General features: G+C 46.4%; 19 protein-coding genes. 4 read left to right on the top strand and 15 right to left on the bottom strand.

Features of this window, described 5'->3' with window-relative positions:
• Positions 1–54: 54 nt before the first annotated feature.
• Positions 55–831 carry an ABC transporter ATP-binding protein gene (locus tag JCM16456_RS05645; RefSeq protein WP_068713181.1) on the bottom strand — a complete coding sequence of 259 codons (777 nt, stop codon included), beginning with the start codon at positions 829–831 and terminating at the stop codon, positions 55–57.
• A complete protein-coding gene (locus JCM16456_RS05640) occupies positions 832–1,884 on the bottom strand; it encodes a FecCD family ABC transporter permease (RefSeq protein WP_068713178.1) in 1,053 nt (350 codons plus the stop codon).
• A gap of 160 nt (positions 1,885–2,044) precedes the next feature.
• On the opposite strand from JCM16456_RS05640, the gene JCM16456_RS05635 reads away from it, so the two are divergent.
• A complete protein-coding gene (locus tag JCM16456_RS05635; RefSeq protein ID WP_068713176.1) occupies positions 2,045–3,136 on the top strand; it encodes an ABC transporter substrate-binding protein in 1,092 nt (363 codons plus the stop codon).
• A 106-nt stretch (positions 3,137–3,242) separates the two neighbouring features.
• On the opposite strand, the gene JCM16456_RS05630 is transcribed toward JCM16456_RS05635, so the two are convergent.
• From JCM16456_RS05630 to JCM16456_RS05595, 8 genes are all read right to left on the bottom strand, one after another.
• On the bottom strand, positions 3,243–3,713 hold the full coding sequence (locus tag JCM16456_RS05630) for a YhcH/YjgK/YiaL family protein (RefSeq protein ID WP_068713174.1): 471 nt from the start codon (positions 3,711–3,713) through the stop codon (positions 3,243–3,245).
• 114 nt (positions 3,714–3,827) lie between these two features.
• The gene (locus tag JCM16456_RS05625; protein ID WP_068713172.1) at positions 3,828–4,994 is read right to left on the bottom strand and encodes a M20 family metallopeptidase; all 1,167 of its coding nucleotides are present in this window, start codon (positions 4,992–4,994) and stop codon (positions 3,828–3,830) included.
• Positions 4,991–6,403, bottom strand: a complete 1,413-nt coding sequence (locus JCM16456_RS05620; protein ID WP_068713170.1) for a M20 family metallopeptidase — start codon at positions 6,401–6,403, stop codon at positions 4,991–4,993. The genes JCM16456_RS05625 and JCM16456_RS05620 overlap by 4 nt, the downstream gene beginning before the upstream one ends.
• 100 nt (positions 6,404–6,503) lie before the next feature.
• Positions 6,504–7,331 carry an ATP-binding cassette domain-containing protein gene (locus tag JCM16456_RS05615; RefSeq protein ID WP_068713168.1) on the bottom strand — a complete coding sequence of 276 codons (828 nt, stop codon included), beginning with the start codon at positions 7,329–7,331 and terminating at the stop codon, positions 6,504–6,506.
• Positions 7,331–8,338: an ABC transporter ATP-binding protein gene (locus JCM16456_RS05610; RefSeq protein WP_068713165.1), complete on the bottom strand. Its 1,008-nt coding sequence runs from the start codon at positions 8,336–8,338 to the stop codon at positions 7,331–7,333. Before JCM16456_RS05610 ends, JCM16456_RS05615 begins: the two co-directional genes overlap by 1 nt.
• Before the next feature lie 16 nt (positions 8,339–8,354).
• Positions 8,355–9,257, bottom strand: coding sequence for an ABC transporter permease (locus JCM16456_RS05605; RefSeq protein WP_156430456.1), 903 nt, complete (start codon positions 9,255–9,257; stop codon positions 8,355–8,357).
• A gap of 14 nt (positions 9,258–9,271) precedes the next feature.
• Positions 9,272–10,189 (bottom strand): ABC transporter permease, encoded by a 918-nt coding sequence (locus JCM16456_RS05600; protein ID WP_068713163.1) that lies wholly within the window; start codon positions 10,187–10,189, stop codon positions 9,272–9,274.
• 32 nt (positions 10,190–10,221) lie between these two features.
• Complete coding sequence (locus JCM16456_RS05595) at positions 10,222–11,748, bottom strand: ABC transporter substrate-binding protein (RefSeq protein WP_068713161.1); 1,527 nt, start codon at positions 11,746–11,748, stop codon at positions 10,222–10,224.
• 314 nt (positions 11,749–12,062) lie between these two features.
• Between JCM16456_RS05595 and JCM16456_RS05585 the strand changes: the two genes are divergently transcribed.
• Together JCM16456_RS05585 and JCM16456_RS05580 are read left to right on the top strand one after the other, a co-directional pair.
• Entirely contained in the window at positions 12,063–12,992 is a 930-nt protein-coding gene (locus JCM16456_RS05585; RefSeq protein WP_068713157.1) for a LysR family transcriptional regulator, read from the top strand.
• Between the two features lie 232 nt (positions 12,993–13,224).
• Positions 13,225–14,187 carry a transposase gene (locus tag JCM16456_RS05580; protein ID WP_068713155.1) on the top strand — a complete coding sequence of 321 codons (963 nt, stop codon included), beginning with the start codon at positions 13,225–13,227 and terminating at the stop codon, positions 14,185–14,187.
• A 322-nt stretch (positions 14,188–14,509) separates the two neighbouring features.
• Here the strand turns inward: JCM16456_RS05580 and JCM16456_RS05575 are convergent, their stop codons facing one another.
• The 3 genes from JCM16456_RS05575 to JCM16456_RS05565 all read right to left on the bottom strand — a co-directional run bounded on the left by JCM16456_RS05575 (position 14,510) and on the right by JCM16456_RS05565 (position 16,963).
• Complete coding sequence (locus JCM16456_RS05575) at positions 14,510–15,703, bottom strand: amino acid aminotransferase (protein ID WP_269450965.1); 1,194 nt, start codon at positions 15,701–15,703, stop codon at positions 14,510–14,512.
• Between the two features lie 18 nt (positions 15,704–15,721).
• The gene (locus JCM16456_RS05570; RefSeq protein WP_068713151.1) at positions 15,722–16,363 is read right to left on the bottom strand and encodes a YitT family protein; all 642 of its coding nucleotides are present in this window, start codon (positions 16,361–16,363) and stop codon (positions 15,722–15,724) included.
• Between the two features lie 135 nt (positions 16,364–16,498).
• Positions 16,499–16,963 carry an Lrp/AsnC family transcriptional regulator gene (locus tag JCM16456_RS05565; RefSeq protein ID WP_068713149.1) on the bottom strand — a complete coding sequence of 155 codons (465 nt, stop codon included), beginning with the start codon at positions 16,961–16,963 and terminating at the stop codon, positions 16,499–16,501.
• 408 nt (positions 16,964–17,371) lie between these two features.
• Between JCM16456_RS05565 and JCM16456_RS05560 the strand changes: the two genes are divergently transcribed.
• A complete protein-coding gene (locus JCM16456_RS05560; RefSeq protein ID WP_068713147.1) occupies positions 17,372–18,145 on the top strand; it encodes a BUD32 family EKC/KEOPS complex subunit in 774 nt (257 codons plus the stop codon).
• On the opposite strand, the gene JCM16456_RS05555 is transcribed toward JCM16456_RS05560, so the two are convergent.
• The gene (locus JCM16456_RS05555; RefSeq protein WP_156430453.1) at positions 18,139–18,771 is read right to left on the bottom strand and encodes a sugar O-acetyltransferase; all 633 of its coding nucleotides are present in this window, start codon (positions 18,769–18,771) and stop codon (positions 18,139–18,141) included. The genes JCM16456_RS05560 and JCM16456_RS05555 overlap by 7 nt on opposite strands.
• 188 nt (positions 18,772–18,959) lie before the next feature.
• Positions 18,960–20,027 carry an L-ascorbate 6-phosphate lactonase gene (ulaG, locus tag JCM16456_RS05550; protein WP_068713143.1) on the bottom strand — a complete coding sequence of 356 codons (1,068 nt, stop codon included), beginning with the start codon at positions 20,025–20,027 and terminating at the stop codon, positions 18,960–18,962.
• Between the last annotated feature and the right edge of the window lie 65 nt (positions 20,028–20,092).

Below are 20,092 nucleotides of genomic sequence, written 5' to 3'. Positions count from 1 at the left end.
CGGAATAAAACGCGCTGGATGAAACAGCGCGATAGGCAAATAATAGTTGAATTATTAAGCAACTTGCGGTCGGCGTAAAGTCCTGACGAAAGGAATTCCTTGCTGGTCGTACGAGACTTGCGCATTAACCCCATAGACCTCATCAATCAAGGCAGGCGTTAGCACCTCTGAAGGCTTTCCAGAAGCCACCACTTTACCCGCTTTCAGTACCAAAAGGTTATCGGCATACTGCGCTGCAAGATTAAGATCATGCAGCACTAAAAGTGATGTCCAACCGTGTTGATTGGTCTTATCCACCAAGTGATCGAGCAGTACATGTTGAAAATGTAGATCGAGTGCACTAACCGGTTCATCCAACATCAAAAACGGTGGCTGACGCAAAATCGCCTGGGCAAACAGTACCATCTGACATTGCCCGCCACTCAACGTGCGCACATCGCGATCGGCAAGATGGGCTAAACCTATCTCTTCCAGCGCATTAACGGCTTCGCGCAACATCGCTTCATCAATTCGCCAACTGAGCGCATCTAAACGCCCCAGCAATACCACTTCAATCACCGATAAGTTGACATCCAAACGGATGTCTTGCGGCATATAACCAATCTGCGCTCGCCACTGGCTTAACCGTTTGTAATCTAGCGCGTTGCCTTGATATTGAATCGTGCCACGCTGGGGTTTTAAATCGCCAAACAAGGTCTTGAGCAGCGTACTTTTCCCAGTGCCATTTGGGCCGATAATCACATTAATTTGCCCAGGCTGAAGTGAGAAATTCATCTCATCGGCCAAGGTGAGCTGGTCAATTTTCAAATTAAGATCTTGAACAGTCAGCATTTAGCGTCTCCTTGCGATAATCAGCCAAAAGAAAAACGGCACGCCAATGATGGCCGTAACGATACCGATTGGAAACAGCGCTCCCGGTACAATCACTTTTGACAGCACAGAAGCGCTGGAAAGTAAAAATGCACCAACCAAAAAGGAGAGTGGTAAAAAGAAGCGTTGGTCTTCACCCACGATCATGCGCGCGATGTTGGGTGCCACAATTCCGATAAAACCGATGATGCCCACGAAGCTGGTGACCGTTGCCGTCATCAAGGCCACGATAAACAAAATCTTCATGCGCAGCTTCGCAACATCAACCCCCAAGCTTTTGGCTCGCTCTTCACCCATCCGCAGCGCGGTCAGTTTCCACGCATCGCCCATTAGCACCGTAAAGCTAGCAAAAATCACCGTACCGATAATCGCCAGATTGGTCCACGTTGCTTTCGATAAGCTGCCAAATAGCCAGAACAAAATCTGTTGACTCAGCTCCGGAGAGGAGATGAACTGCACCAGTGACAAAAGCGATTGAAACAAAAACAGCAAAGCAATCCCGGCCAAAATCAATTGGCCTGAAGTGATGTGGCGCATCATTGCCAACATAAACAGAAAACTGGCAGAAAGCATACAGCAGACAAATGCACCAAGCGGCACCGCGTAATCCGAATTCAAACCTAACGAACCGATGTACAACATTAGCGCAGCACCAAAGCCCGCCGCCGCGGCCATACCTAAGGTGTAAGGACTTGCCATCGGGTTGTTAAGCAAGGTTTGCATCTCAGCGCCGCCCATGCCTAAACTTCCGCCCACAATTACCGCCATCACAGCGATAGGCAGACGTAGGTTTTCTACGATCACGACCGTCGTTGGGTCAACTTGCAAAGGGAAACCGACAAAATGGAGTAGCGCGTACGTCACACTGGTCACGTCCAGCATAGAGGGTCCGGTAGCAATATCCATAACAAATGTGAGCAGCAGTAAAGCGCCAATCAACAACAAAGTTTTCCAACGCCGTTGCTCGCTTTTTCGCTGTAATGCAATCGCGTTACTGATGGTAGATGAAGACATGCACGTTCCTAATCAGGTTCCATTTATGGTTGATTCACTGCACAACTCGGCGCAACAATTCAAACATCTCATGAATGTAATAACATCAATATTATAAGTTGCGCGATTATACATTAATAAATATGATAATCATTACTATTATCCGCATAACAGATATGAAATGAAAAAGTTACTTCTGGTTATTACTACGCTTTTTTTCTCTGCCTTTACCAACGCAAAATCCACTACTATTACGGATGTGTTGGGCCGTCAAATTCAACTCGATCTTCCTGCACAACGTGTGGTCATCGGCTTTTATGGCGAAGACTATATGGCAATTGGTGGTGAAGCGTCTTACGATCATGTCGTGGGCATGTCCAAAGGCATTTGGGAGCAGTGGCGCCCAAACAACTGGGCGATGTACGTTAAGCACCGTCCTTCGCTAGAAACTCTGCCTGAAGTGGGCAAAGTAGACACACAAACCTTTTCTGTCGAGAAGGTGATCAGCCTTAAGCCGGACGTGCTCCTGCTTGCTGAGTGGCAATACCAAGCACTGACCGCTGAAATTCCTCGCATGGAACAAGCTGGCATCAAAGTGGTTGTGGTGGATTACAACGCACAAACCGTGGAACGCCATGTGCAAAGCACGCTGATCATTGGTCAACTAACTGGCCAAGAAAAACGTGCTAAAGAGATTGCCGATAATTACGTTCGCGACACACAATTGGTGTTAGATCGCCTTGCAAAAGCGAACCTACCTAAACCTAAGGTGTATGTGGAATATGGTTTCACTGGGCCTGACGAATATGGCTACACCTTTGGTAAAAACATGTGGGGCAAAATGGCAATCTTGGCTGGCGGTGAGAACATTGCAGCGCCCTTCATTAAATGGTGGGGACATCTCAATCCTGAACAGGTACTTGCCGCACGTCCTGACGTTATTTTCTTAACCGGTACTGAATTTGGTAAAGACAGCCGTTCGACATTGATGGGCGAAGGCATTGACCGCAAAGCCGCCAAAGCTCGCCTCAAAGGGTTTGAATCTCGACTGGGTTGGAGCAGCCTTCCAGCTGTGCAACATCATCGTATTTACGGGATTTACCACTACGGTTCTCGTTCAATTATGGATGCCAGCATGCTGCAATTTATGGCGAAATCCATGTATCCTGAGCTATTTAAAGATCTTAATCCAGAACAGAAATACTTAGATTTCTACGCAAAATACCTGCCAGTGAAACCACAAGGCACCTTTGCTGTTGCTCTGTCGGAATAGTCGACAAACAACGTCTCTGTCGTTAAACCCATCGATAGCAACAATAAATAAGGCGAGCAGCAGCTCGCCTTATTATCAGAACACGCGCATCATTAGCAACGGTTCTTTAGACGAGAATGTCTTTATGAACTTTGATAATTGCTTTACGAATCGGTGCTGGCGTGTCATTCACAGCCACGAGAGGACGGTGAGGTTGGCCTGGATAGAACACAATCAAATCGCCCGCACCAAGAGTCACAAAACGTTCGTTTTGCAATTGCAGACTGAACGCCAAATCTTTCTCAGCCAACATATCGTTATCTAAACCAGTAAAGGGTTGGGTGCTGTAACCAAACGTCTCTTCACCTTCCAAAAGACATTGCACATCAAGATATTGGCGGTGACACTCTGGAATGCGTTCACTGATAGGGTGAGTTTGGTCATGCACCAGCATAAAAAAGGCGTTATCACCTTCGAGAGCATAACGTCCATCTTCTAAACCGCTATTTACTTTGTCGAAAACTTGGGTGATGAGAGAAACCAATTTAGGATGCAAGGCGCGAGTAAAAGACAACTCCGCTTGGGTCGCGATAAACATAACTTCTTCCTTAGCAACAATGATTACTAAGCATGATAACCAGCTTACCGCAACCGGTAAACTGGTTTTGAAACAGTGTTTCTAATTACGTGATAAGCTATCCAGCTTAACGACTTAACCAATAGCACAGCAGCAACGCGCAACAATCAGTGCGCGAGGCACAAAGGTAGTCAAGTCACAAAATTCTCGCTCTGTATGAGCATAACCGCCCACCGGACCCGTTGCGCAGAGCGTGGGAATGCCCATCGAGGAGGTCCAGCCGGCATCGGAGCAGCCACCGGTAAACTCGCCATCTACGGTAAAACCGAGCGCTAGCGCTTCTTCTTTGTACAGGCTCAACAATGAACGGCTCATCGGCTCCTCAAAGGGAACAAAACCAGCGATTTTATGCCACACAATCGTTGAATTTGCTCGCTGTGCCGCAGTAACACATTGGGTAATTTGATCTTCTAGCCACTCCCCTTGCGTAGCGGTGAGATACCGGACATCCAATTTCGCACTGGCGTATTGCGCTACCGTATTCGGTGTTGTGCCGCCACTCATCACCCCCACGTTGGTGGTGATGCCCGCATCGTAATCGGTTAAGGCATGTAACTTTTGAATCAGGTCAGCCAAGATACCAATGGCGCTGATCCCATCTTGGTGACTTACCCCCGCATGTGCGGCTCTTCCCGTCACTTCAAATGTGTACGTTGCTCCACCTTTACGGGCGTTAACCACGTTACCCGAGATACGTCCCGGTTCAGCATTAAACACCGCCTTAGCCCCTTCCACGTGTTGATAGATAACATGTCGCCCTTGTGGAGAACCAATCTCTTCATCGGTAGTTGCCAGCAGCATCAATTGCAATGGCAGGGTTTTACCACTGGCCATTTGGTAGTGGTGAAAGGCTTGCAAGATAAAGCAGTTCATCACAATGCCTGCTTTCATATCAGTCACACCCGGCCCCATCGCCTTGCCATCTTGCTCAGTGTAAGGGCGTTTTAATACTTCACCAGTCGGAAATACCGTGTCCATATGCCCAGAAAGTACCACAGGAGCCGCACTTGGGTCGCCAACACACGCTTTGACCGCATAGGTTTCATGATCGGTAAGCAATGCAGCATCAATCCCAGCATCGGTTAACTGCTTAATCACCCGTTGCGCCACGGCAAGACGCCCCAGTTCATTAAGGCTGTATGAGTCGATATCCACCAACTCTTGCAGTAGCTGGCGCATTGGTTCGTACTGCTCTTGCAACCATTCACTAACGAAGGTCATCATTTTATTGGTGTCACTCATTGACGCATCTCCTTAATTTGTTGACCATTTTCTGCTAGATCCCAAAATACCCCGGTCATGATTTGCAAAGACTGTTTCATCACCGATCCCAGACAGTGTTCGTTCGGACCGTGCTGCAAACACGCTGGATAAGAGTGCGGGATCCACAAAGTAGGCAGGCCTAAGGTAATGGCAAAGCTCGCATTCGGTAGTGACCCACCAAGGTTAGGAATCAGTGAGGCGGGTTGGCCAGTGGTGGTTACAATTGAGCTCATCGCCCACTCAACCCATGGGTCGGTAGGATCAAGACGGGTCGCCTCCATCTGCACCACACCACTGGTGGTCACTGCGACATCGTCAAAACCGTGTGTCACTAAATGTTCGCGGATAATATCAATAAAGCGATCCGCTTGGCTGCCCACCACATAACGCAACTGACCATGCAAACTGGCTTTGCCCGGAATCGCATTGGCTGGCGCCTCTGGGTTACCGGCATGACAGGCCAAGATTTCCAGCGTATTCCAACCAAACACACGCTCGGCAGGTGTTAAGCCAGGTTCGCCCCAATGGGCTGATAATTCAGGGTCATTGGCACCAGCGCCAACAGGAATGTGTTTCACTGCCTCACGCACCGCGTCAGGCAGAGAGCTTGGTAAAAGATCTTGCACTAAGATACGTCCGTTGGCATCGACCATGGAACTCCACGCGTTCATCAATCGCGTTGCCGAATTCGAGAGCAATCCACCCCAGTTACCTGAATGGTGCGAGCCTTCCCGAGCTTTGACGGTCAAATCAAAATTGAGCGAGCCACGTGAGCCCAAAAAGAGAGTGGGATAATCAGCGCCTACCCGCGGGCCATCCGAGGCGATGAAGAGATCCGCTGCTAGGCGATCTTTGTATTGCTGACAAAAAAGGTCGAGCCCCGGAGAGCCGGCTTCTTCCCCCATCTCTAGCAACACTTTGACGTTAAAGCCCAGCTCACCTTTCACATCGAGCAGATTTTTCAGCGCGGCTAAATTCACGCTGTGTTGGCCTTTGTTATCCGCTGTGCCGCGGCCATACCAGAAATCACCATCCACAGTCAGTTGCCAAGGTTTTAAACCCTCCCGCCACTGCTCATCATAGCCGCGCACCACATCACCATGACCGTAGGTGAGTAGCGTGATTTTTTCGGGGTCTTCAATCCGTTCAGCAAGTAACAGTGGCCATGCCATCGGGTCATCCGCCCCTGGGTTGGGCAATATCTCGCACGCAAAGCCCATCTGCTGCAAATAAGGGATCATTTGCGACTTAAGATAATCGGTTAGCGCTGGGTAACCCGCTGGGGTTTGGCTTTCACTGTGCACTGCAACACGTTCAGTCAGCAGGCGCAAAAACGCTCCTGATTCAAAATATTCAGTCACACTGTCGATGGCAAGTTGACGAGTCATGGGTAATCTCCTTTTTTGAGACGAGAGACGCCGTCCTTGGCTTTGATGCAAGGCGTCTCTACTTATTATTTTGGCTAATTATGGGGTTTGGCTTATCGCACTAGCTGGCTTTCGACCAGACCAAATCTTGGGGATTGGGCAGTCCGAGATCTGGGTCGGGCGTTAAAATCGATGCCAATAAGGTTTTGGTATAAGGATGCTGCGGATCGTGGAAAATCTGCTTCCGCTCCCCTTGCTCGACAATTCGCCCTTGATGCATCACCGCCACTCGGTCAGAGAGATACTCCACCACGGCTAAGTTGTGGCTGATGAACAGATAGGTCAAACCAAGCTCCTGCTTCAGCTCCATCAGCAAATTAAGAATCTGTGCCTGCACCGACACATCCAATGCGGACGTCGGTTCATCACAAATCAGAATGCTGGGTTTAAGAATCAAGGCGCGAGCAATCGCAACACGTTGCCGCTGCCCACCAGAAAGCTGCCCAGGAAACTGCTCTAACAGTCGATCTGGCAAGCCGACTTTGCGCGCAATGTCCACCACCATACGTTCCTGCTCCGCACGGTTACCGACGCCATGCAAAACCAAAGGTAAACGAATGATATCTTTGACTCGTTTACGCGGATTGAGCGATGAGTAAGGGTCTTGAAACACAGGCTGAATCACTTTTGCCAGCGCCATGCGATCGCTGAGATCCATCTCTTTATCGTGAATCAATACGTTCCCTTCACTGGGTGCCAATAAGCCCAAAATCATTTTCGATAAGGTACTTTTGCCACAACCGGATTCCCCCACTAGCCCAAGCACTTCTCCCGGACGCAGACGCAAATTGACTTTATTGACCGCAGTGAAGCGTTTTTTCTCTTTCCACAAGCCTTTACTCACTTCAAAGTGGCGAGTGAGATCGCACAGTTCTAACGCATATTCCATTACGACGCCTCCTGTACTGGGTAAACAGTGATAGGACAACGAACCCAATGTTGTTGCCCACGTTTTTCAAGTTGTGGCTGACACTCTTGGCAGCGACTGTTCGCTTGTTCACAGCGATTGGCAAATGCACAACCTAAGGTCTCACCGACCAAACTTGGCACAACGCCATCAATGGTGGCTAACGCTTCACCCGGTTTGGTTTTGCCCGGAACCGGAATGCAATTTAATAAGCCACGAGTGTAAGGGTGTTTAGGTTGAGCGAAGATTTCTTTGACGGTTGCCGTTTCGACAATTTGTCCGGCATACATCACAGCAACTCGGTCAGCAATGCGCGCCACTACACCAAGATCGTGGGTAATGAAAATAACCGCCGTACCAAACTCTTGTTGCAACTCACGAATCAGAGTGAGTATCTGCGCTTGAATGGTCACATCCAATGCCGTGGTCGGTTCATCGGCGATGATCAAATCCGGTTCACACATCAAGGCCATCGCAATAATTATGCGCTGTCTTAACCCACCTGATAATTCATGGGGATATTGATTAAGACGCTCTTCTGGGAACGGGACACCCGCCCTCTTGAGCAGATAAAGTGCCCGTTCATTGGCCTCTTTACGTGACACTTTTTTGTGGTTGATGATCCCTTCAGTTAGCTGGTCACCCAATTTATAAGAGGGATTTAGCGAGGTCATAGGCTCTTGGAAAATCATCGACATATTAAGACCACGTAACTTATTGCGATCTTTTTTCGACATGGTGAGCAGGTCATGACCCAAGAACTCGATTTTCTCCGCTTGGCACTTGGCCTTTTTCGGTAGGAGATCCATGAGCGCCATTGATGTCATCGATTTACCACAACCCGATTCCCCAACGATGCACAGCATTTCCCCTCGTTTGACCGAAAAATCGATACCACGCACCGCATTTAAAGGGCCGTTTGCTGTTGGTAAGGAGACTTTGAGCTGTTTGACTTCCAGTAAGGTCTCTTGCGCATATTCTTCTTGCATAACTCCTCCTTGAGCCTTAGCTACGGTTTTGTGGCGCGTTAAGGTCACGTAAACCATCACCAACCAAGTTAATCGCCATCACCAACACCATCAGGGCAATCCCAGGAATCGCAATCACCCAAGGTTGGAAAAACATGTACGCTTTGCCTTCCGCCACCATCAATCCCCATGATGGCAAAGGAGGTTGAACGCCAAGACCCAAGAAAGACAAGGTCGCCTCCAATAAGATGGCGTGCGCCATTTCCAAGGTCACCACCACAATCAAAGGGCTTAAAATATTGGGTAATAACTCTTTAACTAAGATGTAAGGTGTGGAAGCGCCTAGCACTTTGGCAGAGGCAATAAATTCGGCATCGCGCAACTGCTGAGTGGTTGCGCGCGCGACCACCGCAAAGCGGTCCCAAAGCAACACCCCCAACAATATGATCACCATCTGCAACGAGCCCCCAACCAAAGAAGCCATGGCCAACGCGACCAAAATCACCGGCATAGAGAGACGAGTGGTAATCAAATAGCTGATGATCGCATCGGTTTTGCCACCAAAGTAACCAGCTAAAATGCCAAGTGTGGTACCAATTAACCCTGACAGCATCGCTGTTGCCAGGCCAATCGTCATGGAGATTTGTGCGCCATACAGTAGGCGGCTTAGGTAATCGCGCCCGAGTTTATCGGTGCCAAGAACGTGGACCCACGAACCTTTGTCCTGCCATACCGGCGGGATCATACGTTGGGTAACATCTTGGGCATAAGGGTCATGCGGGGCGATAATGGGGGCGAGCAGAGCACCGAGCACCACCACCAGTAATACTGCCGCACCCAGCGTTAAGCTGTGATGACCAAGGATTTGATTTAACCCTTTACGCCACGCAGGAACTTCCGGTAATGCAGCATGAGCAGAACTCATCACGGTTGCGTTCATAGTCAATCTCCTTATCAAGCGATGCGCAATTTAGGGTCAAGCGCCGCATTCAGCATGTCGGCAAGAAAGGTCAATACGATATAAAACAGCGCGATAAGCAGAACAATCGCTTGCACCACTGGATAATCGTTACGGGAGATAGAATCCCACGCCAGCTGCCCTAGCCCTTGTAGTGAAAAAATCGATTCCACGACCACTGAGCCACCCAACATAAAGCCCAATTCCACAGCCAGCAGTGCAACGACCGGAATTACCGCATTACGCAGCGCATGTTTGAGCACCACTTGGGTTTCACTGATGCCTTTGGCGCGCGCGGTACGAATATAGTCAGAACCAAGCACTTCCAGCATCCCTGTGCGGGTTAAGCGCATAATCGAAGGGGTTGCGTAGTAGCCCAAAGCAATAGCTGGCAAAACAAAGTGTTGCCATGTTTGGTTACCCGCAACCGGTAGCCAGTGCAGCGTCACCGCAAAGATGATGATCAGCACTAAGCTAAAGAAGAAACTTGGCATGGCTTGACCGAACACCGCAATCATCAGTGCCAAACGGTCAATCCATGTGTCCTGTTTGATCGCCGCAATCACTCCCAGTGGAATGGCAATCAGCGTAGCAACCGCTAATGCAATACCACCAAGCGTCATGGTGATCGGTAAACGTGTGCTGATCAAATCACTGACCGACTCGGGGAAGTAATAGGAGTTGCCAAAATCAAAATGCAACGCTCCCCATAACCAATGCAGATACTGAATCATGATCGGATCGTTTAATCCAAATTGAATCCGTACCTGCTCAACCTGCTCTGCTGTTGCTTCTGGCCCAGCAATGGCGGTAGCTAAATCGCCGGATAAGTGCAGCAACATGAAACAGACGATGGAGACAGTGAAGGCCACTCCAATGGCCATGCACAATCGACGCAATAGATATTTAAGCATAGTGTTCCTCCCTTCCCTGAGATAACGAGTGATTACTTCCAGCTAGCTTCCCAAAAACGTGGCAGCTCGTCTGGATAGGCTTTAAAGTTCAGGTCTGAGGTAAAGGCATAGTTACTTGAGTAAGTAAACATCGGTGCCCAATAGGCGTTTTTGGTGATTTTCTCAATCGCCTCGCCATAGAGCTTCTTACGTTCAGTTGGATCAACCGAGGTATCAGCCTGCTCTAACCATTTGATCACTTGTGGATCTTTATCTTCATCGTCTGCACCACCTTTAAAGTAGACACTCACGATAGCCGAAGCATCGTTGATGGAATAAGAGCCCCAAGTTTGGAAAGCCATTGGCACTTTGCCTGAACGTTGTTGGTCACGGAGTGCGGCGTAGCTGAGGTAATGCAATTTGGCGCGAATGCCAATTTTGCGCAGGTCACCAATAACCGCTTCCACATAATCGCGGTCGCGATAGGCGTAGATATCGGTATCAAACCCTTTGGGATAGCCAGCTTCTGCGAGTAACGCTTTGGCTTTGTTAGGATCATATTTGTACGACACGGCTTTATCGACGGCGCAACCAAATTGGTCAGGGAAACATGGGGCATCTAATGGGCGACTACCACCACGAACCAAGGCATTAGCGAGTGCATCACGCTTGATTGCATAGTTAACCGCTTCACGCACTTTCAAATCTTTAAATGGTGAATCAGCTTGGTCAGTGCCACGGCTGTTCAATGTCAAAAAGCCCACACGCATAGTTTCACTGCTGAGCACAGAAACGTTTGGCATCTGTTTCAATTGGTCGGCTTGGTCGGAAGGAACACGCCAAATCCAATCTACTTGGCCCGTCATGAGCTGAGCAACGCGGGTGTCTGGGTCGGGAACCATCACAAAGTTAATTTTGCCGATCTTAGGCTGACCAATTGGGCTCTCTTTGAAGTAATCTGGGTTTTTTACCATTTCTACTTCTTGACCACTGATGACTTTGACAATTTTGTACGGCCCAGTGCCAATTGGCGCTTTATCAAAGCCAGCAAGACCGACCTTTTTAAAGTACTTTTCAGGATAGATAGGTAGCGGACCAGAGAGGTACTCGATTGCAGCAGGGAAAGGTTGTTTTAGTACAAACTCAGCGGTGTAATCATCGATTTTATTGACGTGATCAATCCAGTTGATGTTTTGCAGTGTGACCACTTTTGAACTTGGGTCGAGGGCATAATTAAAGGTGAAAGCCACATCATCAGCACTAAACGGGTCGCCATTTTGGAACTTCACATCGTTACGCAGTTTGACCACTAAATGCGTTGGGTCTTTCCATTCCCACTCTGTCGCCAGCATTGGTTCATATTTGCCCGATGCTGGATCGCGGTAAATTAGGGTGTCCCACGCTAAGTGTCCCAGAATTACCCCTTCACGTAAGTTGTTGTGATAAGGACTGATATTTTCTGGCCAACTGTTTGAGGCGTAAGTCAATGTGTCATCTGATTTACCAGCAAACGCGCTGGCCGATGCCACTGCAAGAGTTGAAGCGATAACAAGAGAGAGTCCATGTTTAACCAGAGTCATAAGCATTTCCTTATACTTGAGTACTCGTTAATCCATCCCTTTCTGCACATATTCAAGCCGTGTATAGCAGTGCACTTCTTGAATAAGACTACGCTAACCGGGAGCGTAAAAGTGAATGACTGGGCCGAAAAATTTGCGACAAAACAGTCAGTTGATGCAAGCAAGCGTTGACCAAAAATCATTCACTTTGATTTCATACTATGTTATTAAAAACCTTGCCACAATTAGTAAATCAGCAACAAAGCATTGCCAAACCAGCAACGCAATTGCTTCATTTTTGGGCACCAAATTGGTGAAGGAAAGGAATCAAAGCCATGGCATCTCTCTATCAACTCACAGCACCTGCGATACGCTACTTTCTCGCCGTTGCTAAGTTCGGTTCGATCAGCGAAGCGTCCACGCACCTAAATGTGGCAAGCAGTGCCATCAGCCGACAAATATCCGCGCTGGAAGGCCAAATTGGCACCCCATTATTTGAGCGAAAACCTCGCGGAATGACCTTAAGCGCCGCCGGAGAACTGCTCGCCGCCTACGCCCGTAAAATTCAACTGGACACACACCGTGTCATTGGCGAAATCGATGCATTAGAGGGATTGCAAAAAGGCAAAGTGATCGTTGCCTCAACCGAAGGGTTTAGCATGGAATTTCTGCCTTTTTGTATCAAAGACTTCCAACAGCAATTTCCAGGCATTCACTTTCAAGTTGATGTTTTCCCACCCAAAGAAGTCTCCAAAGCGGTACAAAACGGCGATGCCGATATTGGGCTGGCGTTTAGTTTTAGCCCCACTCCAAACATTCGCGTGGTGCACTCTCAGCAAGCGCCTATTCGCGCCCTTATTCCCATCGGGCATCCTCTTGCCAATAAAAAGCGTGTTTCACTTCGCCAAATTTGCGCTTATCCGTTGGCTCTGCCTTATCCAGACACCACGGTGCGCCAACTGTTCGATATTTGCGCCAGTCAGCAAGGCTTGAGCTACGAGCCAGCTCTGGTGAGTAACTACATGTCGGCACTGAATCAATACACCATTTCCGGCGCAGGAATTTCGCTCTCTGGGGAAATTTCAGTACGTAGAATGATTCGCCAACATTGGTTTAAATCAATCCCAATCAGCGATAAAGGCATGGGCATCAGAAACTTAGAAGTGCAAGTGTTAGCAGGGCGCACCCTGCCTAAAGCTGTCGCATCGTTTTGTGATTTCATGATTAATGAGATGAATCGTAACCTAGAGCAGGAGGTTGAGTAGATTCCCCTTAGCGGGACACACACCGACACATAAGCTTTTTTAAACGGGACACACACCCACAATAATGGTGTGTGTCCCGTTTATTGCTGTTTATTGATTCACAAGTCTTAATACTCACTCAACACCGATTTTACAGCGGGGTGCTAATCAGCTCCAAACAAATGCTCGACACACTGGCATTTTATACAGTATCCGGCATGATTCTGATGTTTTCTTGATAGGAGTACATCACGTGACAACCGCCCGCTCACAGCAAATTCATCCTGACATTACGCCTTATTATCACTGTGTTTCTCGCTGTGTGCGTCGCTCATTTCTATGTGGCGAAGATAGCTTTACGGGCCAATCGTATGAACATCGAAGAGCATGGATTGAAGAGAGGATACTTACTCTCAGTGCGGTGTATTGTATTGATGTATGTGCTTATGCGGTGATGAGTAATCATTATCATATCGTGGTTTATATCGATGAAAATCAAGCTCATTCTCTAACAGATGAAGAAGTGGTTGACCGCTGGTGTTCTGAACATAACACTCCAGCAATTGTCAAGAAGTTTAAATTAAATCAATTAAATACAGACACTGAAAAGCGCATTTTCTCTAAGCTCATTACAGCTTGGAGGGAAAGATTATCTTCCATTAGCTGGTTTATGAAAGAGTTAAATCATGGCATAGCAGTACAAGCCAACAAAGAAGATAAATGCACAGGACGATTTTGGGAAGGAAGATTTAAATCACAAGCATTGCTTGATGAAAAGGCGCTCTTAGCTGCAATGGCTTACGTCGATCTTAATCCTGTTCGAGCTAAAGTGTCAGAGCTGCCTGAAACTTCTGAGCATACATCACTAAAATACCGGTTAGATTCCCTGAAAACTTCGTCAAAGCATGCAAGTAAGCTGCGTCCTTTCTTAGATGATATTCATTCAGAACCATCCGATTCTATCCCTTTTACTTTTCCTGATTATCTGGAGCTGGTTGATTGGATAGGACGACAGATTCGAGATGATAAACAAGGGTATATTGAAAAAGAACAGCCGAAAATATTGCAAAGATTGGCCTTGTCGGACAATGAATATTATTCCGTATGTACTTCGCTAGAGAGCAAACCACGCCTTTGGATTGGCACTTTAAGCAAGATAGTGAACGCAAAAGAAACATTGAGACGAAAACGTATGGTTGCATTGGTTATTGCCTAATTTCCAAAGCATCAACCTTTAGTCACCTCACTCCCTACCATCCCTACCATCCCTACCATCCCTACCATCAACCAGATAAACACTCTTTTTCGATAGCAATACCCATTCATCACGCCTATCATTTTCTTTTATCAAAAGCATGAAGCTATTTGGTCTTGCCAACATACCCAATAGGTCAAAACGAAGGTGTGTGTCCCGTTTAAAAACAAAAATAACGGTGTGTGTCCCGCTTAAAAAGAAAAAAGGCGACTTACCACGAGTCGCCAAAACTTATAACACTTATCAAATTGATAACACTTTATAAGAAGAGAGAAATCTGTATTTACGCTACCGCAGCAAACGCTTTCGCTACTTTGTCGATATTCGCAGCATTTAGGCCCGCCACACACATGCGGCCGCTGTTGATCAGATAAATACCGTGTTCTTCACGCAGCGCAGTCACCTGCTCTACGCTAAAACCCGTATAGCTAAACATGCCATTTTGCTTAATCAAGAAACTAAAGTCTTTTTCAGGACACAAGGTTTTTAATGCCTCATAAAGACCTTTACGCACTTCACTCATACGAACGCGCATGGTGTCAACTTCCGCCAACCACGTTGTTTTTAAATCACTATTTAAAACATTTGAGACTAATACCGCGCCATATTTCGCTGGGCTTGAGTAGTTACGGCGTACCGTTGCTTTTAGCTGGCCTTGAACGTTGGCAGCTACAGCGGCATTTTCACATACGATGGATAAACCGCCGACACGCTCACCATAGAGAGAGAAGGTTTTAGAGAACGAGTTACTGACCAAAAAAGTCGCATTCGTACGTTCAGCCAAAGCACGAATCACGTATGCATCTTCAGCGACACCGTCAGCAAAGCCTTGATATGCCATATCAAAGAAAGGAATCAGTTGACGCTCAACCACGACATCAATCACTTCATCCCATTGTTGATTATTCAAATCAACCCCTGTTGGGTTATGACAACATGGGTGCAATAAAATAATTGCCTTTGCTGGTAATTGGCGTAAAGCCGTCATCATGCCCTCAAAATTGAGCATATTGGTTTCAGGGTCGTAATAAGGGTATGTTGAGGTTTCAAAACCTGCACCTTGGAAAATGGCATGGTGGTTTTCCCAAGTAGGGTCGCTCACATACACTTTTGATTGAGGAAAATAATGGTGAAGAAAATCACCACCAACCATCAAAGCGCCAGAGCCGCCAAGGCTTTGAATCGTCGCAATACGACCTTCTACTAAGGCAGGATGATCATCACCAAACACCAAAGACTGAACGGCACTGCGATAAGCTGGAATACCATCCATCGGAAGGTATAAACAAGGTTGTTCAGGCTGTTGGTTGTACTGCTCTTTTGCAGCATGTACTGACTCCAATGTTGGGATCGTACCATCCGCGTCGTAATAAAGACCAATACTCAGATTGACTTTCTCTTCGCGCTCATCGGCGAAGAATTTTTCCATCAAAGACAAAATTGGGTCGCCAGCATATGGCTTCACATGGTTTAACACAGTCATACTCCTTGTTGACTAAGCTTGGTAACGGTCTTTACGGTGATTTAACGCAATAATAAGGTTGAGCAGTAAGCCACAAACAATGGATAAGAGCAATGCGTAGGTCCCAATTACCGATAGAGAAATTAGCATGATGACCACATCACACCCCATTAATAGCCAGCCTGCGCGCAATCCTGTGCGCTCTTGTATGTAAAGAGCCAGAATATTAAAGCCACCTAAACTTGCCTTGTGACGAAATAGAACAATAAATCCTACGCCAAAAATCGCGCCACCAAACAGCGCGGCGTAAAGCGGCTGTAGTGACGATATCTCGATGAACTGACCCTGGATATTGGTGAAGAAAGAAACCAATCCCACAGCGAGGAAGGTTTTCAAGGTGAACTGCCAGCCCATGCGGCGGATAGCAAGATAATAAAATGGCAAATTGATGAGGAAAAAAATGGTGCCAAATTCAATATTAAATTTGTAATGCAGAAACAGTGATAACCCTGCGGTACCACCAGTAATCATGCCAATCTGTTTTAAGAACAACACCCCAAATGCCACCATGCTTGAACCGATCATGATCGCAATAACATCTTCAAACCAGCGGTGATCTATTTTGATAGCAGGAACATCTGCAGAGAGGCTCTGAGCGTCGGACGCTTGAGTCATAATAACAATCCTTAGTTAATTCTCCATTGCAGTTCATTAAACACTGCACACAGGCAAAATCAAGGATTATTTGCTCATTCATGCAAAATAAATGCATTATTAAAAATATCTTGCATGAAATGAGCAAAATAAAAGCTAACTAATCACAATGCCATTTTCTTTCACACGATCAAGCACTACAGACGTTTTAATGTGAGCAATTGTGCGAGTACTAAAAATCCGATTAATCAAATCATTCAAATTGGCCAAATCCGATACCACACAACGCAGGGAATAATCACCATCCCCCGTGGTTTTATAGGCGTCGAAAATTGCAGTTTCGGTATGGATGTAATCAAGAAAACGCTCCGCGTTCTCTTCTTCATGACTAAGTAATTTCACTTCCACCATTGCCACCACTTCTTGTTTCAACGCTTGTGGGGACAAACGAGCCTGATAGCCCAAAATCAATTGATGCTGTTCTAATTGAATACGACGACGAGAACATTGTGATGGTGATAAACCCACGAGTTCGCTGAGTTCCTGACTGGTTAAACGCCCGTTCTCCTGCAGAAGAGTTAGCATTTTAATATCGTATTCGTCGATTTGATAAGAGCTCATAGATTCTTTTCCTGTACATCCTGAGGAACGACACCGCCCATATCCTTTATAACGCGGTTCTTATGTATTGTTTGATTAGACGACACTCGTTATCACTTTTCAATACGCTAACCCTATTTGGCTAGAAAAATCACTCGGGAAAAGGACACACACCTTTATCAATACCTTCATCATCAACACCGTTAAAAGGACACGCATCCTAATCATCCGCTAAATGATTGACCGTTCGATATATAAACGAATGCAACTTATTGATGAGAGCTATGTATCAACTGGATTGCATAAATCCTGACAAAAACCTGACATATGTTTCAATGTGTTTCAGAGTATGATGACAGAATAATGATGAACAGTGTGCAATTAATATTTTTATAAAATAAAGCACTCGTAATCGGCTTTGAGGAATGTATGAGTAATAACCATCGCAAAGTGTTCGTTTACATGCTTGAACAGTACAATTCAACGTACTGGCTAAAAAAGTGTGGCGAAGACAAGCGTAATGCCATTAATCGGCTAATCAATTTTTATTTGAGACACAAGAAAAATCGGTCTCACCTTGTTTTAACCAGCGGTTTAAGCCCAAAAGAGCGCTTTAAAAAAGAAGTGACTCTACTGGACTACGCCAATAAACATGGCTTATCGACACCCGATCTCATTTTTAAAGGTCGTTCATTTTTTATTACCAAAAATGCAGGTGAGCCGATTCATCGCCAAGATGAGAAACGCCACACTGGCCTTTTTATGAAAGCGACCGACGTTTTGTGTGACTTCCATCGTCATAACATGATTCATGGACGCCCAGCGATGCGTGATATCGTGGTCAATGAAGAAGGGAAAGTGACATTTTTAGATTTAGAAGAAGCAAGAATTTCAAGCAACCCCACTCTGCGTACGCGCGACTTCCTTTTATTTTTGCTTGATTCTTATCGTCTAAAACAAGTAAGCGATGAGACTCGTTTACGTGCGCTTTTACACTGGTATCAAGAATTTGGTCAAGGCACCGAAAAGGCATTTCGTTTAACAGAAACGGTTTTAAATCGCTTTAGTTGGATTGCCAAATTAGTACTCATGGTACGTAAAAAAAATCGCTTGTCTGAGCAGCTACTAGCATTACGCCAACTGCTCAAACGTTTTGAACAAGAGAAACACCGTTTAGCGACCCACATCGCGTTAGATCATTGATGAATATCCACTGCCGGAGAGTCTGCAAGGATGTTGCTCTCTGGCAACCTAAACGTATCGCGATCAGATTGAGTTACCACACGTATCGCTTTACATGGATTCCCTTTCGCCACCATACCACTGGGTATGTCCTCAGTTACTACAGAACCGGCTTGAATAATGGCTCCTCGGCCAATCGTCACCCCACCCAAAATGGTGCAATGTTCACCTACCCAAACATCCTCTTGAATGGTGATATTTTGCGCATACGCTAAGGCATTCTGCCGCTCTTCCACCACCAATGGGTGGCTAGCACAAGCAAGACAGACATGCTCTGCAAAATAGACATTATTGCCGATCATGATCTCAGCACTGTCGAGCATCACACAGCCCGACTCCACCACAGCAGATCCTTTAAAATGCACATTAAAACCATAGTCACATTCGAAATTTGGCTTAATTTGGGTTTGCTCATCACAATCGCCAAGCAGCTCCGCCAATAAAAGCTGTCTCTGTAATGATTGACCTGGCAAGGTCTGATTGTATTGATACGTTCTCTCTTTGGCTTTGAATTGTAAGCGTCGTAATTCGGGATCCATCGCCGAATACAACTCTCCAAGCTGTCTATTAATTCGTCGCTCACTCAAGGTAAATCTCCTACCTCATTGTCGATCTAAACTGCAGTATAACGCGAAACAGAATAGCAACTTTGCGACCCAATAAACAAGACTGCACCAAAAAAGCCCAACGAACTGTTGGGCTGTATCGGTATGGGAGCGCATCCCCCTAGAGACTGAGCAAATGTGAGCAGATTTGCCTAGTCAAATAGCGAACATTACAAGAATGCTTTGTAAGGTAGCTCTGGCTCATCGGTGAAAATATCAGCAAAACCACGGAAGTGTTGGTAATGCATCGTATCTTTATCGGTTGGATACGTATATTTGCCACCCACTTGCCAGAAGAATGGGCTGAAATGATAGTTGAGACGATCTTTCTTCATATTCCACAACACTTCGATTTCACGTGGGTCACTTTGGAAGTTAGCCCAAATATCATGGTGGAATGGAATCACGACATTACAATCTAGCGATTCACCGGCACGCAAAATATCAGATGAGGTCATTTTATCGGTAACACCACGTGGGTTTTCCCCATAAGAGAGCAAGGCCACATCGATTTTGTAGTCGTTACCGTGTTTGGCATAGTAGTTTGAATAGTGTGAGTCACCTGAGTGGTAAAGGTTACCGCCTGTCGTTTCAATCAGATAGTTCACAGCACGTTTGTCCATACCATCCAAAATCTCTTTATTATAAGAAGAGACACCTTCGGGCAGAGTCACCAACGCAGTACGGTCGAAAGAATCCAACACATGAATTTTCATGTCACCGACTTCAATCACATCGCCAACTTTCGCTACAACACAACGTTCTTTAGGCACGCCCCAGCCTAACCACAAATCGACACAAGCTTGTGGACCGATAAATTTCACATGGTTATCGCAATTTTGCAGAACGGCAGCGGCGACGTTAGGGTCAATATGGTCTGCATGATCATGGGTTGCCATGACTGCATCGATTTGTTTGATACCAAATGGGTCCAACACAAATGGTGAAGTTCGTAAGTTAGGTTGTAATGCACGCACACCGCCCATACGCATCATTTGGTGTTGATGTTTCATCAATGGGTTTTTCTGCGTTTTCTTACCTGTACCACACCAGAAATCGATAGTGAGGTTGGTGTTACCTTCAGATTTCAACCAAATACCTGTACAACCGAGCCACCACATGGCAAAGGTATTAGGTTGTACTTCGGTTTTCTCAATCTCTTCGTTTAACCAAGTTCCCCATTCAGGAAACGTGTTTAAGATCCAAGATTCACGTGTAATTTCATCTACTTTGCTCATAACCATATACCTTTTTGTTTCACCGCGAATAACCGCGTTTTATTAAATTTAAGATGTAGGGAGTC

Origin of the sequence: Vibrio tritonius (assembly GCF_001547935.1) — a bacterium.
GTDB classification, from domain to species: domain Bacteria; phylum Pseudomonadota; class Gammaproteobacteria; order Enterobacterales; family Vibrionaceae; genus Vibrio; species Vibrio tritonius.
The sequence above is the reverse complement of the archived record's forward strand: the minus strand, read 5'-3'. Positions and strand labels throughout refer to the sequence as shown.

Excerpts from the sequence above, each read along its gene's own strand:
- JCM16456_RS05605 (WP_156430456.1), bottom strand. The coding sequence starts at position 9,257 with ATGAACGCAACCGTGATGAGTTCTGCTCATGCTGCATTACCGGAAGTT.
- JCM16456_RS05565 (WP_068713149.1), bottom strand. The coding sequence starts at position 16,963 with ATGAGCTCTTATCAAATCGACGAATACGATATTAAAATGCTAACTCTT.
- JCM16456_RS05620 (WP_068713170.1), bottom strand. The coding sequence starts at position 6,403 with ATGACTCGTCAACTTGCCATCGACAGTGTGACTGAATATTTTGAATCA.
- JCM16456_RS05645 (WP_068713181.1), bottom strand. The coding sequence starts at position 831 with ATGCTGACTGTTCAAGATCTTAATTTGAAAATTGACCAGCTCACCTTG.
- JCM16456_RS05630 (WP_068713174.1), bottom strand. The coding sequence starts at position 3,713 with ATGTTTATCGCGACCCAAGCGGAGTTGTCTTTTACTCGCGCCTTGCAT.
- JCM16456_RS05570 (WP_068713151.1), bottom strand. The coding sequence starts at position 16,363 with ATGACTCAAGCGTCCGACGCTCAGAGCCTCTCTGCAGATGTTCCTGCT.
- JCM16456_RS05635 (WP_068713176.1), top strand. The coding sequence starts at position 2,045 with ATGAAAAAGTTACTTCTGGTTATTACTACGCTTTTTTTCTCTGCCTTT.
- JCM16456_RS05640 (WP_068713178.1), bottom strand. The coding sequence starts at position 1,884 with ATGTCTTCATCTACCATCAGTAACGCGATTGCATTACAGCGAAAAAGC.
- JCM16456_RS05615 (WP_068713168.1), bottom strand. The coding sequence starts at position 7,331 with ATGGAATATGCGTTAGAACTGTGCGATCTCACTCGCCACTTTGAAGTG.
- JCM16456_RS05625 (WP_068713172.1), bottom strand. The coding sequence starts at position 4,994 with ATGAGTGACACCAATAAAATGATGACCTTCGTTAGTGAATGGTTGCAA.
- JCM16456_RS05600 (WP_068713163.1), bottom strand. The coding sequence starts at position 10,189 with ATGCTTAAATATCTATTGCGTCGATTGTGCATGGCCATTGGAGTGGCC.
- JCM16456_RS05585 (WP_068713157.1), top strand. The coding sequence starts at position 12,063 with ATGGCATCTCTCTATCAACTCACAGCACCTGCGATACGCTACTTTCTC.
- JCM16456_RS05595 (WP_068713161.1), bottom strand. The coding sequence starts at position 11,748 with ATGACTCTGGTTAAACATGGACTCTCTCTTGTTATCGCTTCAACTCTT.
- JCM16456_RS05560 (WP_068713147.1), top strand. The coding sequence starts at position 17,372 with ATGAGTAATAACCATCGCAAAGTGTTCGTTTACATGCTTGAACAGTAC.
- JCM16456_RS05610 (WP_068713165.1), bottom strand. The coding sequence starts at position 8,338 with ATGCAAGAAGAATATGCGCAAGAGACCTTACTGGAAGTCAAACAGCTC.
- ulaG (WP_068713143.1), bottom strand. The coding sequence starts at position 20,027 with ATGAGCAAAGTAGATGAAATTACACGTGAATCTTGGATCTTAAACACG.